Annotated in this window: 12 protein-coding genes; 5 read left to right on the top strand and 7 right to left on the bottom strand. The window is 33.2% G+C overall.

All coding sequences use genetic code 11. The features are described 5' to 3' along the window. Window positions 1–94: 94 nt before the first annotated feature. The 5 genes from dnaN to ACNQGO_RS14850 all read right to left on the bottom strand — a co-directional run bounded on the left by dnaN (window position 95) and on the right by ACNQGO_RS14850 (window position 4,975). Entirely contained in the window at window positions 95–1,213 is a 1,119-nt protein-coding gene (gene dnaN / locus ACNQGO_RS14870) for a DNA polymerase III subunit beta (protein WP_099715409.1), read from the bottom strand. A 103-nt stretch (window positions 1,214–1,316) separates the two neighbouring features. Then, on the bottom strand, window positions 1,317–3,002 hold the full coding sequence (gene gldG / locus ACNQGO_RS14865; RefSeq protein WP_417985761.1) for a gliding motility-associated ABC transporter substrate-binding protein GldG: 1,686 nt from the start codon (window positions 3,000–3,002) through the stop codon (window positions 1,317–1,319). Continuing rightward, on the bottom strand, window positions 3,002–3,727 hold the full coding sequence (gldF, locus tag ACNQGO_RS14860) for a gliding motility-associated ABC transporter permease subunit GldF (RefSeq protein WP_417985760.1): 726 nt from the start codon (window positions 3,725–3,727) through the stop codon (window positions 3,002–3,004). The genes gldG and gldF overlap by 1 nt, the downstream gene beginning before the upstream one ends. A 64-nt stretch (window positions 3,728–3,791) precedes the next feature. Beyond that, window positions 3,792–4,088, bottom strand: coding sequence for a putative quinol monooxygenase (locus tag ACNQGO_RS14855; RefSeq protein ID WP_417985759.1), 297 nt, complete (start codon window positions 4,086–4,088; stop codon window positions 3,792–3,794). 59 nt (window positions 4,089–4,147) lie between these two features. Then, window positions 4,148–4,975, bottom strand: coding sequence for an SAM hydrolase/SAM-dependent halogenase family protein (locus tag ACNQGO_RS14850; RefSeq protein ID WP_417985758.1), 828 nt, complete (start codon window positions 4,973–4,975; stop codon window positions 4,148–4,150). A gap of 121 nt (window positions 4,976–5,096) precedes the next feature. Here ACNQGO_RS14850 and ACNQGO_RS14845 point away from each other — a divergent pair, with 121 nt between their 5' ends. The 4 genes from ACNQGO_RS14845 to ACNQGO_RS14830 all read left to right on the top strand — a co-directional run bounded on the left by ACNQGO_RS14845 (window position 5,097) and on the right by ACNQGO_RS14830 (window position 11,158). Then, on the top strand, window positions 5,097–5,627 hold the full coding sequence (locus ACNQGO_RS14845) for a hypothetical protein (RefSeq protein WP_417985757.1): 531 nt from the start codon (window positions 5,097–5,099) through the stop codon (window positions 5,625–5,627). 21 nt (window positions 5,628–5,648) lie between these two features. Continuing rightward, the gene (locus ACNQGO_RS14840; RefSeq protein WP_417985756.1) at window positions 5,649–6,599 is read left to right on the top strand and encodes a PhoH family protein; all 951 of its coding nucleotides are present in this window, start codon (window positions 5,649–5,651) and stop codon (window positions 6,597–6,599) included. Window positions 6,600–7,753: 1,154 nt separating this feature from the next. Next, window positions 7,754–10,102, top strand: coding sequence for a S9 family peptidase (locus tag ACNQGO_RS14835; protein ID WP_417985755.1), 2,349 nt, complete (start codon window positions 7,754–7,756; stop codon window positions 10,100–10,102). A 102-nt stretch (window positions 10,103–10,204) separates the two neighbouring features. Further along, window positions 10,205–11,158 carry a phosphoribosylaminoimidazolesuccinocarboxamide synthase gene (locus ACNQGO_RS14830; RefSeq protein WP_417985754.1) on the top strand — a complete coding sequence of 318 codons (954 nt, stop codon included), beginning with the start codon at window positions 10,205–10,207 and terminating at the stop codon, window positions 11,156–11,158. Between the two features lie 57 nt (window positions 11,159–11,215). On the opposite strand, the gene ACNQGO_RS14825 is transcribed toward ACNQGO_RS14830, so the two are convergent. Together ACNQGO_RS14825 and ACNQGO_RS14820 are read right to left on the bottom strand one after the other, a co-directional pair. Then, on the bottom strand, window positions 11,216–11,671 hold the full coding sequence (locus ACNQGO_RS14825; RefSeq protein ID WP_417947981.1) for a DUF1801 domain-containing protein: 456 nt from the start codon (window positions 11,669–11,671) through the stop codon (window positions 11,216–11,218). Window positions 11,672–11,866: 195 nt separating this feature from the next. Next, window positions 11,867–12,955, bottom strand: coding sequence for a M42 family metallopeptidase (locus tag ACNQGO_RS14820; RefSeq protein ID WP_417985753.1), 1,089 nt, complete (start codon window positions 12,953–12,955; stop codon window positions 11,867–11,869). A gap of 82 nt (window positions 12,956–13,037) precedes the next feature. Here ACNQGO_RS14820 and ACNQGO_RS14815 point away from each other — a divergent pair, with 82 nt between their 5' ends. Continuing rightward, complete coding sequence (locus ACNQGO_RS14815) at window positions 13,038–13,715, top strand: DUF4294 domain-containing protein (RefSeq protein WP_417985752.1); 678 nt, start codon at window positions 13,038–13,040, stop codon at window positions 13,713–13,715. The last annotated feature ends 492 nt before the right edge of the window (window positions 13,716–14,207 follow it).

Genomic DNA, 14,207 nt, shown 5'->3' with positions numbered 1-14,207 from the left:
GAAATCAATAAAAGCAAAAAACCGTCTCGATTTATCGAGACGGTTTCTTAAATATAAAAATGGTTTGGTTAATAGCGTATATTAAATGGTAATCTTAGCTGTTTAGCATTACAGGCATTACAAGCATGGTAACAGTTTCACCTTCCTCTAATCCATCAACTGGAGTTAAGATTCCAGCTCTGTTTGGCAATGACATTTCAAGCATAATCATATCAGATTGCAAATTAGTCAACATCTCTGTCAGGAAACGAGAGTTGTAGCCTATTTGCATATCATCACCTTGGTAATCACAAGTCAATCTTTCTTCGGCTTTGTTTGAATAATCAATATCTTCTGCAGATACATTCAACTCAGCACCAGCAATTTTCAATCTAATTTGGTGTGTAGTTTTATTCGAAAATATCGCTACACGACGCACAGAGCTTAAAAATTGAGATCGGTCAATCATTAATTTATTTGGATTCTCTTTCGGAATTACCGCTTCGTAATTTGGATATTTTCCGTCAATTAAACGACACATTAAAACATAATTATCAAAAGAAAAAGTAGCATTCGAATCGTTATATTCAATTTTTACTTCAGCATCTGAAGTTCCAAGAATATTTTTTAAAATGTTTAAAGGTTTCTTTGGCATAATAAAATCAGCCACTTGTGAAGCTGTTACATCCGTACGAGCATATTTTACTAATTTGTGAGCATCAGTGGCAACAAATGTTAATCCTTGTGGAGAAAACTGGAAAAATACACCAGACATAACCGGACGTAAATCATCATTTCCTGCAGCAAAAATAGTTTTGCTTATTGCAGTTGCCAAAACATCAGCAGGAACAAGTGTTACAGACGGATCATCTAAATTAACCGATTTTGGAAATTCATCACCAGGAGCATATGCCAAAGCATATTTTCCAGAATTAGAACTAATTTCAATCGTACTGTTTTCTTCAACGGTGAAGGTTAACGGCTGTTCTGGGAATGTTTTAAGGATTTCCAATAGCAATTTTGCAGGGACAGCAACGCTTCCTTTACTTTCTGAATCAATTCCTAAAGTTGCAGACATAGTTGTCTCTAAATCAGAAGCAGAAACCGTTAATACATTATGGTCTAGATCGAATAAAAAGTTATCTAAAATAGGCAAGGTATTACTGCTGTTGATAACGTTACCTAAAACTTGTAATTGTTTCAATAAGTACGAACTCGATACTATAAATTTCATCTGTTTTGTTTTATTTTTTATGGTATTCCTTTTATTTCGAAACACGATATAGGATACAAATATATCGTAAACTATTCTAGTTTGGAAACTTTTTTATTAACATCTATTTGCTATATTTTCTTTTACGTAGGAAAGTAAATAGGATACCAAAAAGGACTAAAATTAGAATTGGAAGTCCGATAGTTAGGATTTGTTTTCGAGTATAGTTTTCATAAACTTTTTCTTTATCCAATAAAGGTAAATCAAGATCTTTACTTCGAATGTTAATAAGTCCCGTGTCATCCAATAGATAATTGATGCAATTTATGAGAAAATCTTTATTATCATACAAATTTCCAGACCTTTGATCGTAGCCCAATTCTATGGGTTGGAAGTTTTTATCCAATTGGTTTTTTATTAAATCACCATCAGAAATCACAATCATCTTGTTTTTTTGTCCTATTGCTTTAAACGTGTTTTGTTCAAAGGGTAGAACTCTGTTTTCAAACATGGAATGAAATGATCCTTCCAATAAAACCGATAATGGAATCTTTCCTGTGTTTAAATAATCGTTTGGCGAAGTTTTTTCGGCAACTATATTTAGATTTATCGTTGTTGGGGTTCCCATTTTTTTTGAATATTGTGAGGATTCCAACAGTATGGTTTTCTTAATTCCGTTTTTTAAGGTATCGATAGGATTTGCAAAATCAAATTTGATTCCTCCTAAATTTTTCACAATAGGATGCAAACTATTTGGATACACTTGGGGCGCAAATTTCCAATTAAATTCTTGAAATTGTGTTGCACTTCCTTGTTCTCCGGTGGCTAGTTTTATGGGACTTCCTTGTTCATCTTTTACTAAATCAGGGTTCATTCGAATGCCGTATTTAAAAAACATATCATTCAAGTTTAAATCTCGTGGATACGCCAAAGTAGATCCAGAAGGATTGTATAAACTGTCCATTTCTGCTGAGACTTGGTCTATCAGCCATAATGTTTTCCCGCCGTTCATGATAAACTGATCTAAAACTTGTTTCTCAGCATCGGTAAACGTTTCATTAGGTTTAGCAATTACAGCTAAGTCATATTTCTCTAAAGCTTGCAAACTGGCAATAGGATTTTTTGCAACCGAATCTAAAGTAAAAGGCCCGATAAAATAACTTTCGCGAACTTGCAAAAGAAATTTAGCCATCAAAATATCCTGCAATTCACCGTTTCCTTTTATAACAGCGATTTTCTTTTGTTTGGCTTTAGTAATCTTATTCAACGCTTCGGCAATGGAATATTCCAAATGCTGAACGGAACCAATTACTTTCTGGGTAGTTGACGAGCCCATAATATTTTTCAATAATGGAATATTTACTACCTTGTTGTCGTAAACGGCTATCGCCCAAGGAAAAACCATCGCTTGGGATTGCTTTCCTTTGTCGTCAACGGTTATGTTTATTGGTGTAAGCCCTTTTCGATACAAGTCTTTAATATTGTCCATGCTGGCGTCCTCATTCTCCAAAGGATCTACGAATTCAAAAACAATATTGGAGTTGTATGCTTGAAATTCTTCTAGTAATTGTTTCGTTTCTTGTTGTAAACGTTTGAATTCAGCCGGCAAATCACCTTGCATGTATACTTTTATAGACAACGGATTTTGAACTTGCTTGATGATATTTAAAGAAGTAAGTGAAAGCGTATATCTTTTATCTTTTGTTAGATCAAAACGATGAAAAAAGGAACTTCCTATCACATTCGCAACCACTACAACAGCAAGGATAATCAATATTGATTTTAGGTTATTTTTCTTAGAAGTAGTCATTACGATTTGAAAGATTTTAATTTATAAACAGTAAAGGATAGAAAGACAACGGTTATGCTCGAAAAATAAAGAATATCTCTTGTGTCTAATACGCCTCGGCTCATGCTCTTGAAATGATCTTGCATTCCTAATGAAGCAATTATGGTCGACATTTTTGGAACAACAGTTGCTAAACCTTCAAATCCAAAATAGAAGAAAAAACATAAAAATACAGCGACAATAAAAGCTACAATTTGGTTATCAGACAAGGTTGATGTAAATATTCCTATGGCTGAATACGCAGCTATCAAGAACAATAATCCAAAATAAGAACCAATTGTGCTTCCCATATCGATATTGCCTTCTGGCATTCCTAAACTAGAAATAACGGCAACATAAATGAAGGTTGGAATAATGGCCATTACAATTAAAAGCAAAGCGCCAAGAAATTTTCCGTTTACAATTTGCCAAATACTCAGTGGTTTGGTAAGCAATAATTCTAATGTTCCTTGTTTTTTCTCATCCGAAAAACTGCGCATCGTCACTGCAGGAATTAAGAATATCAAAATCCAAGGCGCCAAGGTAAAAAATGGAGTTAAATCTGCAAAACCGGTATTTAAAATATTATACTCTCCTTCGAAAATCCAAAGGAACAGTCCGTTGATAATTAGAAAAATGGCGATAACTAAGTAGCCTATTGGCGAACCAAAAAAGGATTTTATCTCTCGTAAAACTATTGATTTCATTTATTTTTTGTTTAAAAGTTTAAGGTTTAAAGTTTAAAGTTGCTCAACTTTAAACTAAAAAACTTTAAACCAAAGTAACTAACTTATCCACACTCCAAGCTTCTGGTTTGTCATTGAATAATTTCTTTGTGAATGTCCAAACATCGTAAAAAAGTTCGGAATTTCTGTAATTTTCTAAATCAGCTTCGGTTTCCCAGTAGCTGTAAGTAAAGAAAATGCTACTATTGTTTTTGTCTTGATACAATTCTAAGAAACGATTTCCGGGTGCATTTCGTATTTTATCTTTCATCAACTCAAAGTTTTCTATAAATGCAGGAATATGTTCCTGGTGAAAACTTAATTTTACTATGCGTACAAACATTTGGGATTTATGATTTTAGATTAACGATTTATGATTTTTAAACTGGTTACTGAACACAGCTACCTAAATACTATATTTATTATATCTCTATAATTCAATCCAAGTAAACTATTCGCAGATCCTACTTTGGATGGATTACTTCTAAAAATGGCAATCTCCAGAAAACCAGCTTCGTTGAAAATGGCTAATTTTTCTCCTTCATATGATTTGATCGGATATTTATCAGAACTTGCAATGGCAGAGTAGTTGGGTAAAATTGTTTTGATATTTTTGGTTTTCAAAACAATTTCGTAAGGTCTTCCTTTGGCCACTTCAATGAAATATTTTTTGGAAATATTAGTCACGACATTTCCAAAATGATCAATATAAATCACATTTCCTTTGAGCGAACTGCCATCATCTGATAGCGTAGCTTGCAAATTTGTGACTTTCTTGATTGTATTAATTTCTCTACCAATAACATTCATTAAACCACCTTTGGCTAGATGACAGGCTACCTTTACAAAGACATCGAGATCAGTTGCTTCATTTGGTAAACGGTCATGAATTGTAATAGCAACGATCTTTTGTGGGACAATTTTTTGCGACAGCATGCTTAAAATGCCATTATCAGCAGCAATAAAATAATGATCGTTCCATTGCATGACAATATGTTGATTCTCTTTATTAGATTCCATATCAACTCCTACAAGATGTACGGTACCTTTTGGAAAACTAGAATATGATGCACCAATTATGTAATTTGCTTCTACTGTGTTGAATGGATCTATTTCGTGTGAAATGTCAATTATTTTAGCTTCGGAATACTCAGATAAAATCTTTCCTTTTAGCGCACCTACAAAGTGGTCTTTCAAGCCATAATCGGAAGTAAGGGTAATTATTGACATAAATTTGTTTATAACTATTGGTGTTTTATGAACCTAATTTTCATTAAATTTGAGATACGCAAAGCTAAAGTATTTTCGGCTTTAATTAATTAGAATTTTAATTTGAATTTAAAACTAATACATGATCAAATCTTTATTTTTTCTTCTTTTTTTCTTCTTTGGTTGCTTACAATCGCATTCACAAAAACTAGTTTACAAGTCAAACGGAAATATTTTAGATTCTAAAAGCCAAAAAATTTCTACCAATCAAGTGAGAGAATTGTTAAAAGACAATCAACAATTACTTGCCAGTTACAATGATGGTAGATCTAAAAAAACACTTGGAAACATTTTGATTATTAGTGGTCTTGGATTTTTGACTGCTGATTTAATTCAAGGAGTTACTGCATCTGGAATATCAGCAACACCAATTGGAGGTGGGCAATATGCTCTTCAGGATGAGAAAAACAATTATCCATCAATATTTACTTATATTGGTATTGCAGCAATTATAATAGCCATTCCGGTAAAAATTGGTTTTTCTAATAAAATTAAAAATGTAGTTACGGATTATAACAATCAAAATGCAACAGGATACAAACAATTCAATGAACCAAGACTGGATCTAATTACCAATTCAAGCGGAATTGGATTGAGATTAACTTTAAATTAAAAACACTAAAAATAGTATCATTTGAACGAAAGAATAATTGAGCTCATAGACATCGCTCCAAAAGACTTTTGGGGCGCTCAAGACACTCATCTTGAAACAATTAAAAAATACTATCCCAAATTAAAAATTGTAGCTCGGGGAACTACAATAAAAGCTTTTGGAGAAAAAGAGGTTTTAGACGAGTTTGAAAAACGTTTTCAACGGTTAATGCTTCATTTTACTCGTTATAACACTATAGATAATAATGTTATAGAACGTGTAATTTTAAGTGATGGTAAACAGGTTGAGAGAATGGGCGATCACGATAAAATTTTAGTACATGGAGTAGGTGGGAAGATCATCAAACCGATGACTCCCAATCAGCAATTACTGGTTGATACCATGGAAAAAAATGATATGGTATTTGCTGTTGGTCCTGCAGGAACCGGAAAAACATATACTGGAGTTGCTATGGCTGTTAAAGCTTTAAAAGAAAAACAAGTTAAACGCATCATATTGACTCGTCCAGCTGTAGAAGCAGGGGAGAATTTAGGTTTTTTACCTGGAGATATGAAGGAAAAGTTAGATCCGTATATGCAACCCCTTTACGATGCTTTGCGTGATATGTTACCCAATGAAAAATTAGAAGATTACATTTTGAAGGGAATTATTCAGATAGCTCCACTAGCATTCATGCGCGGTAGAACGCTTGATAATGCTTTTGTTATTTTAGATGAAGCGCAAAATACGACGCATTCTCAAATGAAAATGTTTTTAACCCGCATGGGGAAGAGTGCTAAGTTTATGATTACTGGTGATCCAGGACAAGTTGATTTACCACGAAGAACCATATCTGGACTAAAAGAAGCTTTATTGGTTTTAAAAGATATTGATGGAATAGGAATTATTTATCTGGATGACAAAGATATTGTTCGACATAGATTAGTCAAAAAAGTAATTGATGCCTATAAAATGATTGAAAATAACGATTAGAATTATGGTTACATCGACAATCAGATGTCTTAATTTTAGGTAAGTTGCTGGGATGTAATAAACAAATAGTACTTTACAGCACTTATTATCAAGTTTAAAATTTGAATTAAAAAACACAAAAAACTTCATTAATTCTTGCATAAAAAGCTGAATTAATGAAGTTAATTTGTTACCCTTTCAAATAAATTTAAATTAAATAGTGATATTTTTAGGCGATGTAAAGTAGATAGAAATGGTCTTTAAAATTGATATATTCCCAAGTCTTACTTACATTAAGAATGAATAATATTGAAACTAGATAAAATAAAAGTATGACTTTCTTTTACACCTAATAATTAAATATTTTCATTTTTGTCCTCAACAATTTTATCGTTTAAATTGGGATAATTTTCTTCCCTTTGTTTTTTATTCGAATAAAAAATGTTCCAAAACGTTAGGCACATATAAATTAAAAAAATTATGCCTCCAATAATAAAAAAACTGATACTCATGGTTTTCTTCTTTGACGGATTGCTATTGCGAATAATAAAATTGTTCCTGGCCAATGAGCCGAATATAAAGCTTCTTCTTGCCTTCCGGCTAATCCTAACCCAATTGAATATAACATGCAAATGAACGCTAATATTATTGGATACCACTTTAAAACAAATGATTTCATATGATATATTTAAATTTTTTACTAATATAATAAAAACTTGATAAATTGTAAAATTTAATTTAAATTAAAACTTAATTTATTGATAGACCGCTTAAGTTTTATTTATAACCATTGCTGTAAAAATCTTTAACTAAATAAAAGAAGTTAAAAATACCGATTTTTAATTTTTGACTTATACTGCTATCGTAGTATTGCCATAAAAAAATAGTTAGCTACACGGTTAGGAGTAGATAGTTAAAAAAACATTTTAATAAACACTAAACTGTTTTGATTGTGTTGCTTGAGCAAAATGTGTTGTTAAACTATAAGCGGAAAGCATTTAGCAAGATTCATCGCAATAAGTATTTTTGAGTTTTTCAAGAAAGTATCGATTTTTTTGAAGCTACAATATCATTTTTTTTAAGATCGTATGAATCAAATGCCTTAAAAGCAAAATTTTAATTCTTTAATATCTATGCAAAACCCAAATAAACCTATTTTAAAACAAATTAAACAAATGAATAAAATAATTACTGTTATCATCGCTATTCTTTTTTCAATTTCAGCTCAAAGTCAATCGCTAAAACTCGAAGAAATCATGAAAGGAAATGCTTTCATTGGAGTTTCTCCAGAAAACGAAAGATGGTCTTTAGATGGACAAAAAGTGTATTTTGATTGGAATCCAAATAATGAATTGGGAACTAGTACTTATTTTTGGAAAAACGGATTATCAAAACTTGAATTGGCATCACCAAATGAAGCTGCTTTTTCGAAATTAGATTTCAAAAAAACTACCAATCCCGATTTGTATTATTACATCGATAAAGGAAGACTATTTTCGTATTCCTTGAAAAGTAAAACCTCAAAAAAACTCTATCAGCAAAGTAGTCCGATTGCTAATTTACAAATGGGTGTTGTGCCAGGAGTGCTTTATTTCAGACAAAATGAAAATCTTTTTCAGTTCAATACCAATGAAGGGTCCATTATTCAAATCACAAACTTTCGTAAAGGAAAATCGGATGAGAAAACCACAGATAAAGAGTCTTTTTTGAAAAACCAACAAGAGGAATTGTTTCAATTCGTCAGAGATCAAGAAGCACTTAAAAAATGGAATTTGGCAAAATCAAAAGCTACAAAATCTGATTTTCCAAAGCCCTATTTTTATGGAAAAAATACCTTTGGAAGTTTGAAAGTGGATCCAAAAGGAAACTTTTCCACCTTCAGATTAATTGAAGATTCAGAACGAAAAAGTGAAAAAATGGAACTTTTTATAACATCCGATGGTTATAACCAAATTGAAGAAACGAAAGAAAAAGTTTCAGTAGATAATGTATTGGCTACTAAATTCGGGATTTATAACATCGCCAAAGATTCTGTTTATTTTGTAAATTTTTCATCGTTGAGTTACATTCAGGATGTTCCTAAATATTTTGAGTTGTATGAAAAATCAAAAACTGCAGCAAAAAAGGACAAACTAATTGTAGTTCAAGAACCTGTTTATAATGAAAACGGTTCATATGCAATTAGTGAAATAAGAAGTCAGGACAATAAAGACCGATGGATTGTTAGTTTAAATTTAAAAAATGGAACTTTTCAAGAATTAGATCATCAACATGATGAAGCTTGGATAGGAGGACCTGGAATCCCTTCTAATTCTTACGCACGAGGTACACTTGGATTTTTGGGAGATAATGAAACTATTTTTTTCCAATCAGAAGAAACGGGTTATTCTCATTTATACACTTATAATTTAAAGTCAAAAAAGAAAACACAGTTGACCAAAGGAAATTGGGAAGTGCGCAACGTAAGTTTGGCAAAAGATAAAAAGTCTTTTTATTTAACCACAACAACTACTCATCCGGGAAACAGAAACTTTTATAAATTAAACTTTGCAAATGCCGTTTTGCAACCCATTTTAACTAAAGATGGCGCTCATGAAGTGAGTTTGTCTCCAGATGAAAGTACCCTATTAGTTCGTTATTCGTATAAAAACAAACCATGGGAATTGTTTGTAGCACCAAATAAAATGAATACCAACTTAAATCAGATAACGGCTTCAACAACTGAAAGTTTTAAAGGATATTCTTGGCGTGAACCGGAAGTTATTACTTTCAAAGCACAGGATGGAACTCCTGTAAATGCCAGATTGTACAAACCACAAAATGCGAATGCTAATAAAGCAGCGATTTTATTTGTTCATGGAGCGGGTTACTTGCAGAACGCACATAACTATTGGAGTACGTATCACAGAGAATATATGTTTCATAATTTATTAGTCGATTTAGGTTATACCGTTTTAGATATTGATTACAGGGGAAGTGATGGATATGGACGAGATTTTAGAACAGGAATTTACCGTTTTATGGGTGGAAAAGATTTAACGGATCAAATTGACGGCAAGAAATATCTAGTCGAAAATCATGGAATTGACGCGTCAAGAGTTGGAATTTATGGCGGTTCTTACGGAGGTTTCATCACGTTGATGGGAATGTTGACAACTCCAAAAGAGTTTGCTTCGGGTGCTGCTTTGCGTTCTGTAACTGATTGGGCGCATTACAATCATGGTTATACTGGAAATATTCTTAATTTCCCAGAAACAGATCCGGACGCCTACAAAAAAAGTTCTCCAATCTATTTTGCAGATAATTTACAAGGCGATTTATTGATGCTTCACGGAATGGTAGATGACAATGTAGAGTACAAAGATATTGTTCGTTTGTCTCAGCGTTTTATCGAATTAGGGAAGAAAAAATGGAGTTTGTCCAGTTTTCCAGTGGAGGCACACGGTTTTAAAGAAACTTATTCTTGGATTGACGAATACAGCCGAATCTTAGACTTATTCAACGAAACGTTGCTTAAAAAATAACTTTACAGCTAAAAATGAAATTTAAGAGTTAGCTTCTTTGCGAAACTCTATGAAATAGTTTTAAATTTGCAGGAACAAAAATAAACACACACAACTAACATAATGAGCAACACCATCACAACTACTGATTTTAATTTTCCAAACCAGAAATCTGTTTACCGCGGTAAAGTAAGAGAAGTGTATAATATCAATGATGAACTTCTGGTCATGGTAGCTACAGACAGGCTTTCGGCTTTTGATGTAGTTTTGCCAAAAGGAATTCCATACAAAGGTCAAATTCTAAACCAGATTGCAACTAAATTCATGGAATTGACGCAGGATATTGTACCTAATTGGTTAATTGCAACTCCTGATCCTAATGTAGCCGTGGGGCATTTATGTGAGCCTTTCAAAGTAGAAATGGTAATCAGAGGCTATCTTTCGGGACATGCTGCTCGTGAATACGCTCTTGGCAAAAGAGAAATATGCGGCGTGAAAATGCCAGATTATTTGAAAGAAAATGATAAATTCCCAGAACCTATTATTACGCCGACAACCAAAGAGGATAACGGAGAGCACGATGCTGATATTTCTCGTGAGGATATTTTATCGAAAGGAATTGTTTCTGAAGAAGATTACCTTGTTTTAGAAAAATTCACAAGAGATTTGTTTCAAAGAGGAACTGAAATTGCTGCTAGTCGTGGTTTGATTTTGGTCGATACTAAATATGAATTTGGAAAAACTAAAGAAGGGGTTATTGTCTTGATTGACGAAATTCACACACCGGATTCTTCTCGTTATTTTTACGCCGAAGGATACCAGGAACGTCAAAACAGCGGTGAAGAACAAAAACAATTATCGAAAGAGTTTGTTCGTCGTTGGTTAATCGAAAATGGTTTTCAAGGTCTGGAAGGGCAACAAATTCCTAATATGACAGATGAATTCATAGAAACTGTTTCTGAAAGATATATTGAATTATACGAAAATATTTTAGGAGAGAAATTTGTAAAAGCAGATATCACCAATATAGATGAAAGAATAGTGAAAAATGTTTTGGAATATCTAGCGATCAAATAGGACATTTGGCATATGGGTAAATAGAAACCGCAATTCAAAATTTTGAATTGCGGTTTTTTATTTTTTGAATGATGATTCATAACAAGCTATCCATTCTTCTACTGCTATTTTTTGCACGAGTTCAGCAATTAATTCAAAAGGGATTTGATCTATCTTCTTAAAGCGGATGCAGCTTTTTCCCTTGTCTAATTTTTGTTTACTGTGTTTTGGATATTCCCCAACAAACCAATTCAGTAATTCCGGGTGAGCATAAACTCCCATGTGGTAGAGCGCGAAGTAATTTTTCTGTGATGCAATACCTATAAAAGGTAAAGGAAGTTTTGGTTCACAATGATAACCGCCAGGATAGATGGAATGTGGCACAACATAACCAATCATACCGTAAGACATTTGTTCAGCAAATCCTTTTGGAATATTTTCTAGAATAATCTCTCTTAGTTTTGTGAAAGCTTCTTTTCTCTCCTTTGGAATTTCTTCTAAATAAGCTTCAATTGATGTGGCGGTTAATTGCATTTTTAAGAATTGTTTGAGTAAAGTTAACAAAAAAACCGCAATTCATAATTTTGAATTGCGGTTTTTAGCCCCGATTACTTCACTTTGTTTCTACTTTTAGCGGAGTTCAGTGAACCTCGTTTGAAGTGGTGATCCTTTCCTTTTTGCTGCCAAAAAGGAAAAGATTATAACGGATAGAGGGATTAGCTCCAAAAGCTATTTGAAATAAGAGAATGTTTCTTCGTTTTCTAATTTCAACAAGGTTTCGTAAATTAATTTAATCACGTTTTCAACGTCATCACGATGTACCATTTCAACCGTGGTATGCATGTAACGCAATGGCAAGGATATCAAAGCTGAGGCAACACCTCCGTTACTATACGCAAAAGCATCGGTATCGGTACCCGTAACACGTGACGAAGCCAATCTTTGGAACGGAATGTCATTTGCAATAGCAGTGTCTAAAATCAATTCTCTCAAATTATTCTGAACAGCAGGTGCATAAGTAACTACAGGACCTTTACCAATTTTTGTATCTCCTTCAATTTTCTTATCGATCATTGGAGTAGTGGAGTCATGGCAAACATCAGTGACAATCGCAACATTAGGCTTGATGGTTTTGGTAATCATTTCGGCACCACGAAGGCCTACCTCTTCCTGAACTGAATTAGTGATATACAATCCGAAAGGAAGTTTTATTTTGTTTTCGTGAAGCAATCGAGCTACTTCGGCAATCATAAATCCTCCCATACGGTTATCAATGGCGCGACAAACAAATTTGTTTTCGTTCAAAATCATGAATTCATCAGGATATGTAATCACACAACCCACATGAACTCCCATGTTATCTACCTGTTCTTTTGTTTCACAACCAATGTCAATGAATAAATTGTCAACTTTTGCAACTTCTTCTTTTCCTCTATTACGAGTATGAATAGCCGGCCAGCCAAAAACACCTTTTACGATTCCTGCTTTAGTATGAATGTTAACGCGTTTTGAAGGTGCAATTTGGTGATCTGAACCACCATTTCTAATCACATAGATTAATCCATCATCCGTAATATAATTAACGTACCATGAAATTTCGTCAGCATGACCTTCAATCACTACCTTATAAGGTGCATCTGGATTTATGATACCAACAGCAGAACCATAAGTATCCGTTATAAAAGTATCTACATAAGGTTTCAGGTATTCCATCCATAATTTCTGCCCGCCACTTTCATAACCTGTGGGTGATGCATTATTAAGGTAGTTTTCTAAAAACTCAAGTGATGACTTGTTTAATATTGATTTAGTGCTCATAAAATTATTTTTTTGCTAAATTATAAATTTGGCATTACACTTGTGTATATAATGTATAATTTTGGCAATTAAATTTCCCTATATGAAGCTAATTAAATTTTTGTTGTTTTGTTTATTTACCACCCTGTCTGTTAATGCACAGGTAATACCTCAGGATACTACAAAGATGGGTTATGAGTTAGAAGATGACGAATCGATACTGAATGATACTATTCAATTACCCGAAGTGTTAATATATAAGGGAAAAATGGATCCCGATGTAAGAAAGCAATTTTTACTGCTACAAAGTCGAGTGTATAAAACCTATCCTTATGCAAAACTAGCGTCTGAGAGATTAACCATTCTTAATAAAGGAATGGCAAACCTTAAAACAAATAAGGAGAAAAAAAGATACTTTAAGATAGTAGAGAATTATTTGAGTAATGAGTTCGAAGCTAAACTTAAAAAGCTTTCTCGTAAACAAGGCCAAATATTAGTCAAATTGATTCATCGACAAACAGGCACTACAACATATGAGTTGGTCAAAAATCTCAAAAGTGGTTGGAAAGCATTTTGGTCTAATACGGCGGCAAGTATGTTTGACATCAATTTGAAAACAAAGTATGCGCCTTTCGACGTTAATGAAGACTACCTGATAGAAACGATATTAGTGCGGGCTTTCGATTCGGGAAGATTACAAAATCAGAATCCGGCTAAACCAGTTGATTATGATAATCTAACTGAGACTTGGGAATCTAGAGCTGAAAAGCTGAAAAAGTAGTTTTTTTTTGGCGTTCCTCCTTATATATAGAAAGGCGATTATCGAAAAGGATAATCGCCTTTGTATATATAAGGAGTCGGGCTATACGCTACAAGTCCTCGTTAAGTCCCGTTGTACTTCACTTACCTGTGGGCTTTCTGCTTCTATCCCTAACGCGCGCCCAGAATAATTAAGACAAACAGTCCAATCCAGAGGATAAGAACTATCGCCAACCCAAAATCTGGTTACCTTATATATAGGAGAAATGAAAAAGCGATTAGTATGCAAGGAAAAGTATAAAAGCATTTTATCGATCTAGCGTAATTTTGTGATAGAATACTGTTAAGGCAGGCTATTTTGAGAGATTCAGACAAGGGGAAGAGCTTTTTAAACAAGAACAAAGAACGAATTTCGAAAGATTTAAGAAATACAGCCAGGTAAGATACGCATACGTTTAGGTATACAAAGCCTATTATATTATCCATTTTGTTACCTTCTGCTTTGGAGCGTGGT

This window comes from Flavobacterium frigidum (assembly GCF_048286735.1).
Lineage (GTDB): Bacteria > Bacteroidota > Bacteroidia > Flavobacteriales > Flavobacteriaceae > Flavobacterium.
Note: the sequence above shows the minus strand (reverse complement) of the source record. Positions and strands in the feature narration are given on the sequence as shown.

Coding starts and splice junctions, on each gene's coding strand:
- dnaN (WP_099715409.1), bottom strand. CDS start 1,213: ATGAAATTTATAGTATCGAGTTCGTACTTATTGAAACAATTACAAGTT.
- gldG (WP_417985761.1), bottom strand. CDS start 3,002: ATGACTACTTCTAAGAAAAATAACCTAAAATCAATATTGATTATCCTT.
- gldF (WP_417985760.1), bottom strand. CDS start 3,727: ATGAAATCAATAGTTTTACGAGAGATAAAATCCTTTTTTGGTTCGCCA.
- ACNQGO_RS14855 (WP_417985759.1), bottom strand. CDS start 4,088: ATGTTTGTACGCATAGTAAAATTAAGTTTTCACCAGGAACATATTCCT.
- ACNQGO_RS14850 (WP_417985758.1), bottom strand. CDS start 4,975: ATGTCAATAATTACCCTTACTTCCGATTATGGCTTGAAAGACCACTTT.
- ACNQGO_RS14845 (WP_417985757.1), top strand. CDS start 5,097: ATGATCAAATCTTTATTTTTTCTTCTTTTTTTCTTCTTTGGTTGCTTA.
- ACNQGO_RS14835 (WP_417985755.1), top strand. CDS start 7,754: ATGAATAAAATAATTACTGTTATCATCGCTATTCTTTTTTCAATTTCA.
- ACNQGO_RS14830 (WP_417985754.1), top strand. CDS start 10,205: ATGAGCAACACCATCACAACTACTGATTTTAATTTTCCAAACCAGAAA.
- ACNQGO_RS14825 (WP_417947981.1), bottom strand. CDS start 11,671: ATGCAATTAACCGCCACATCAATTGAAGCTTATTTAGAAGAAATTCCA.
- ACNQGO_RS14820 (WP_417985753.1), bottom strand. CDS start 12,955: ATGAGCACTAAATCAATATTAAACAAGTCATCACTTGAGTTTTTAGAA.
- ACNQGO_RS14815 (WP_417985752.1), top strand. CDS start 13,038: ATGAAGCTAATTAAATTTTTGTTGTTTTGTTTATTTACCACCCTGTCT.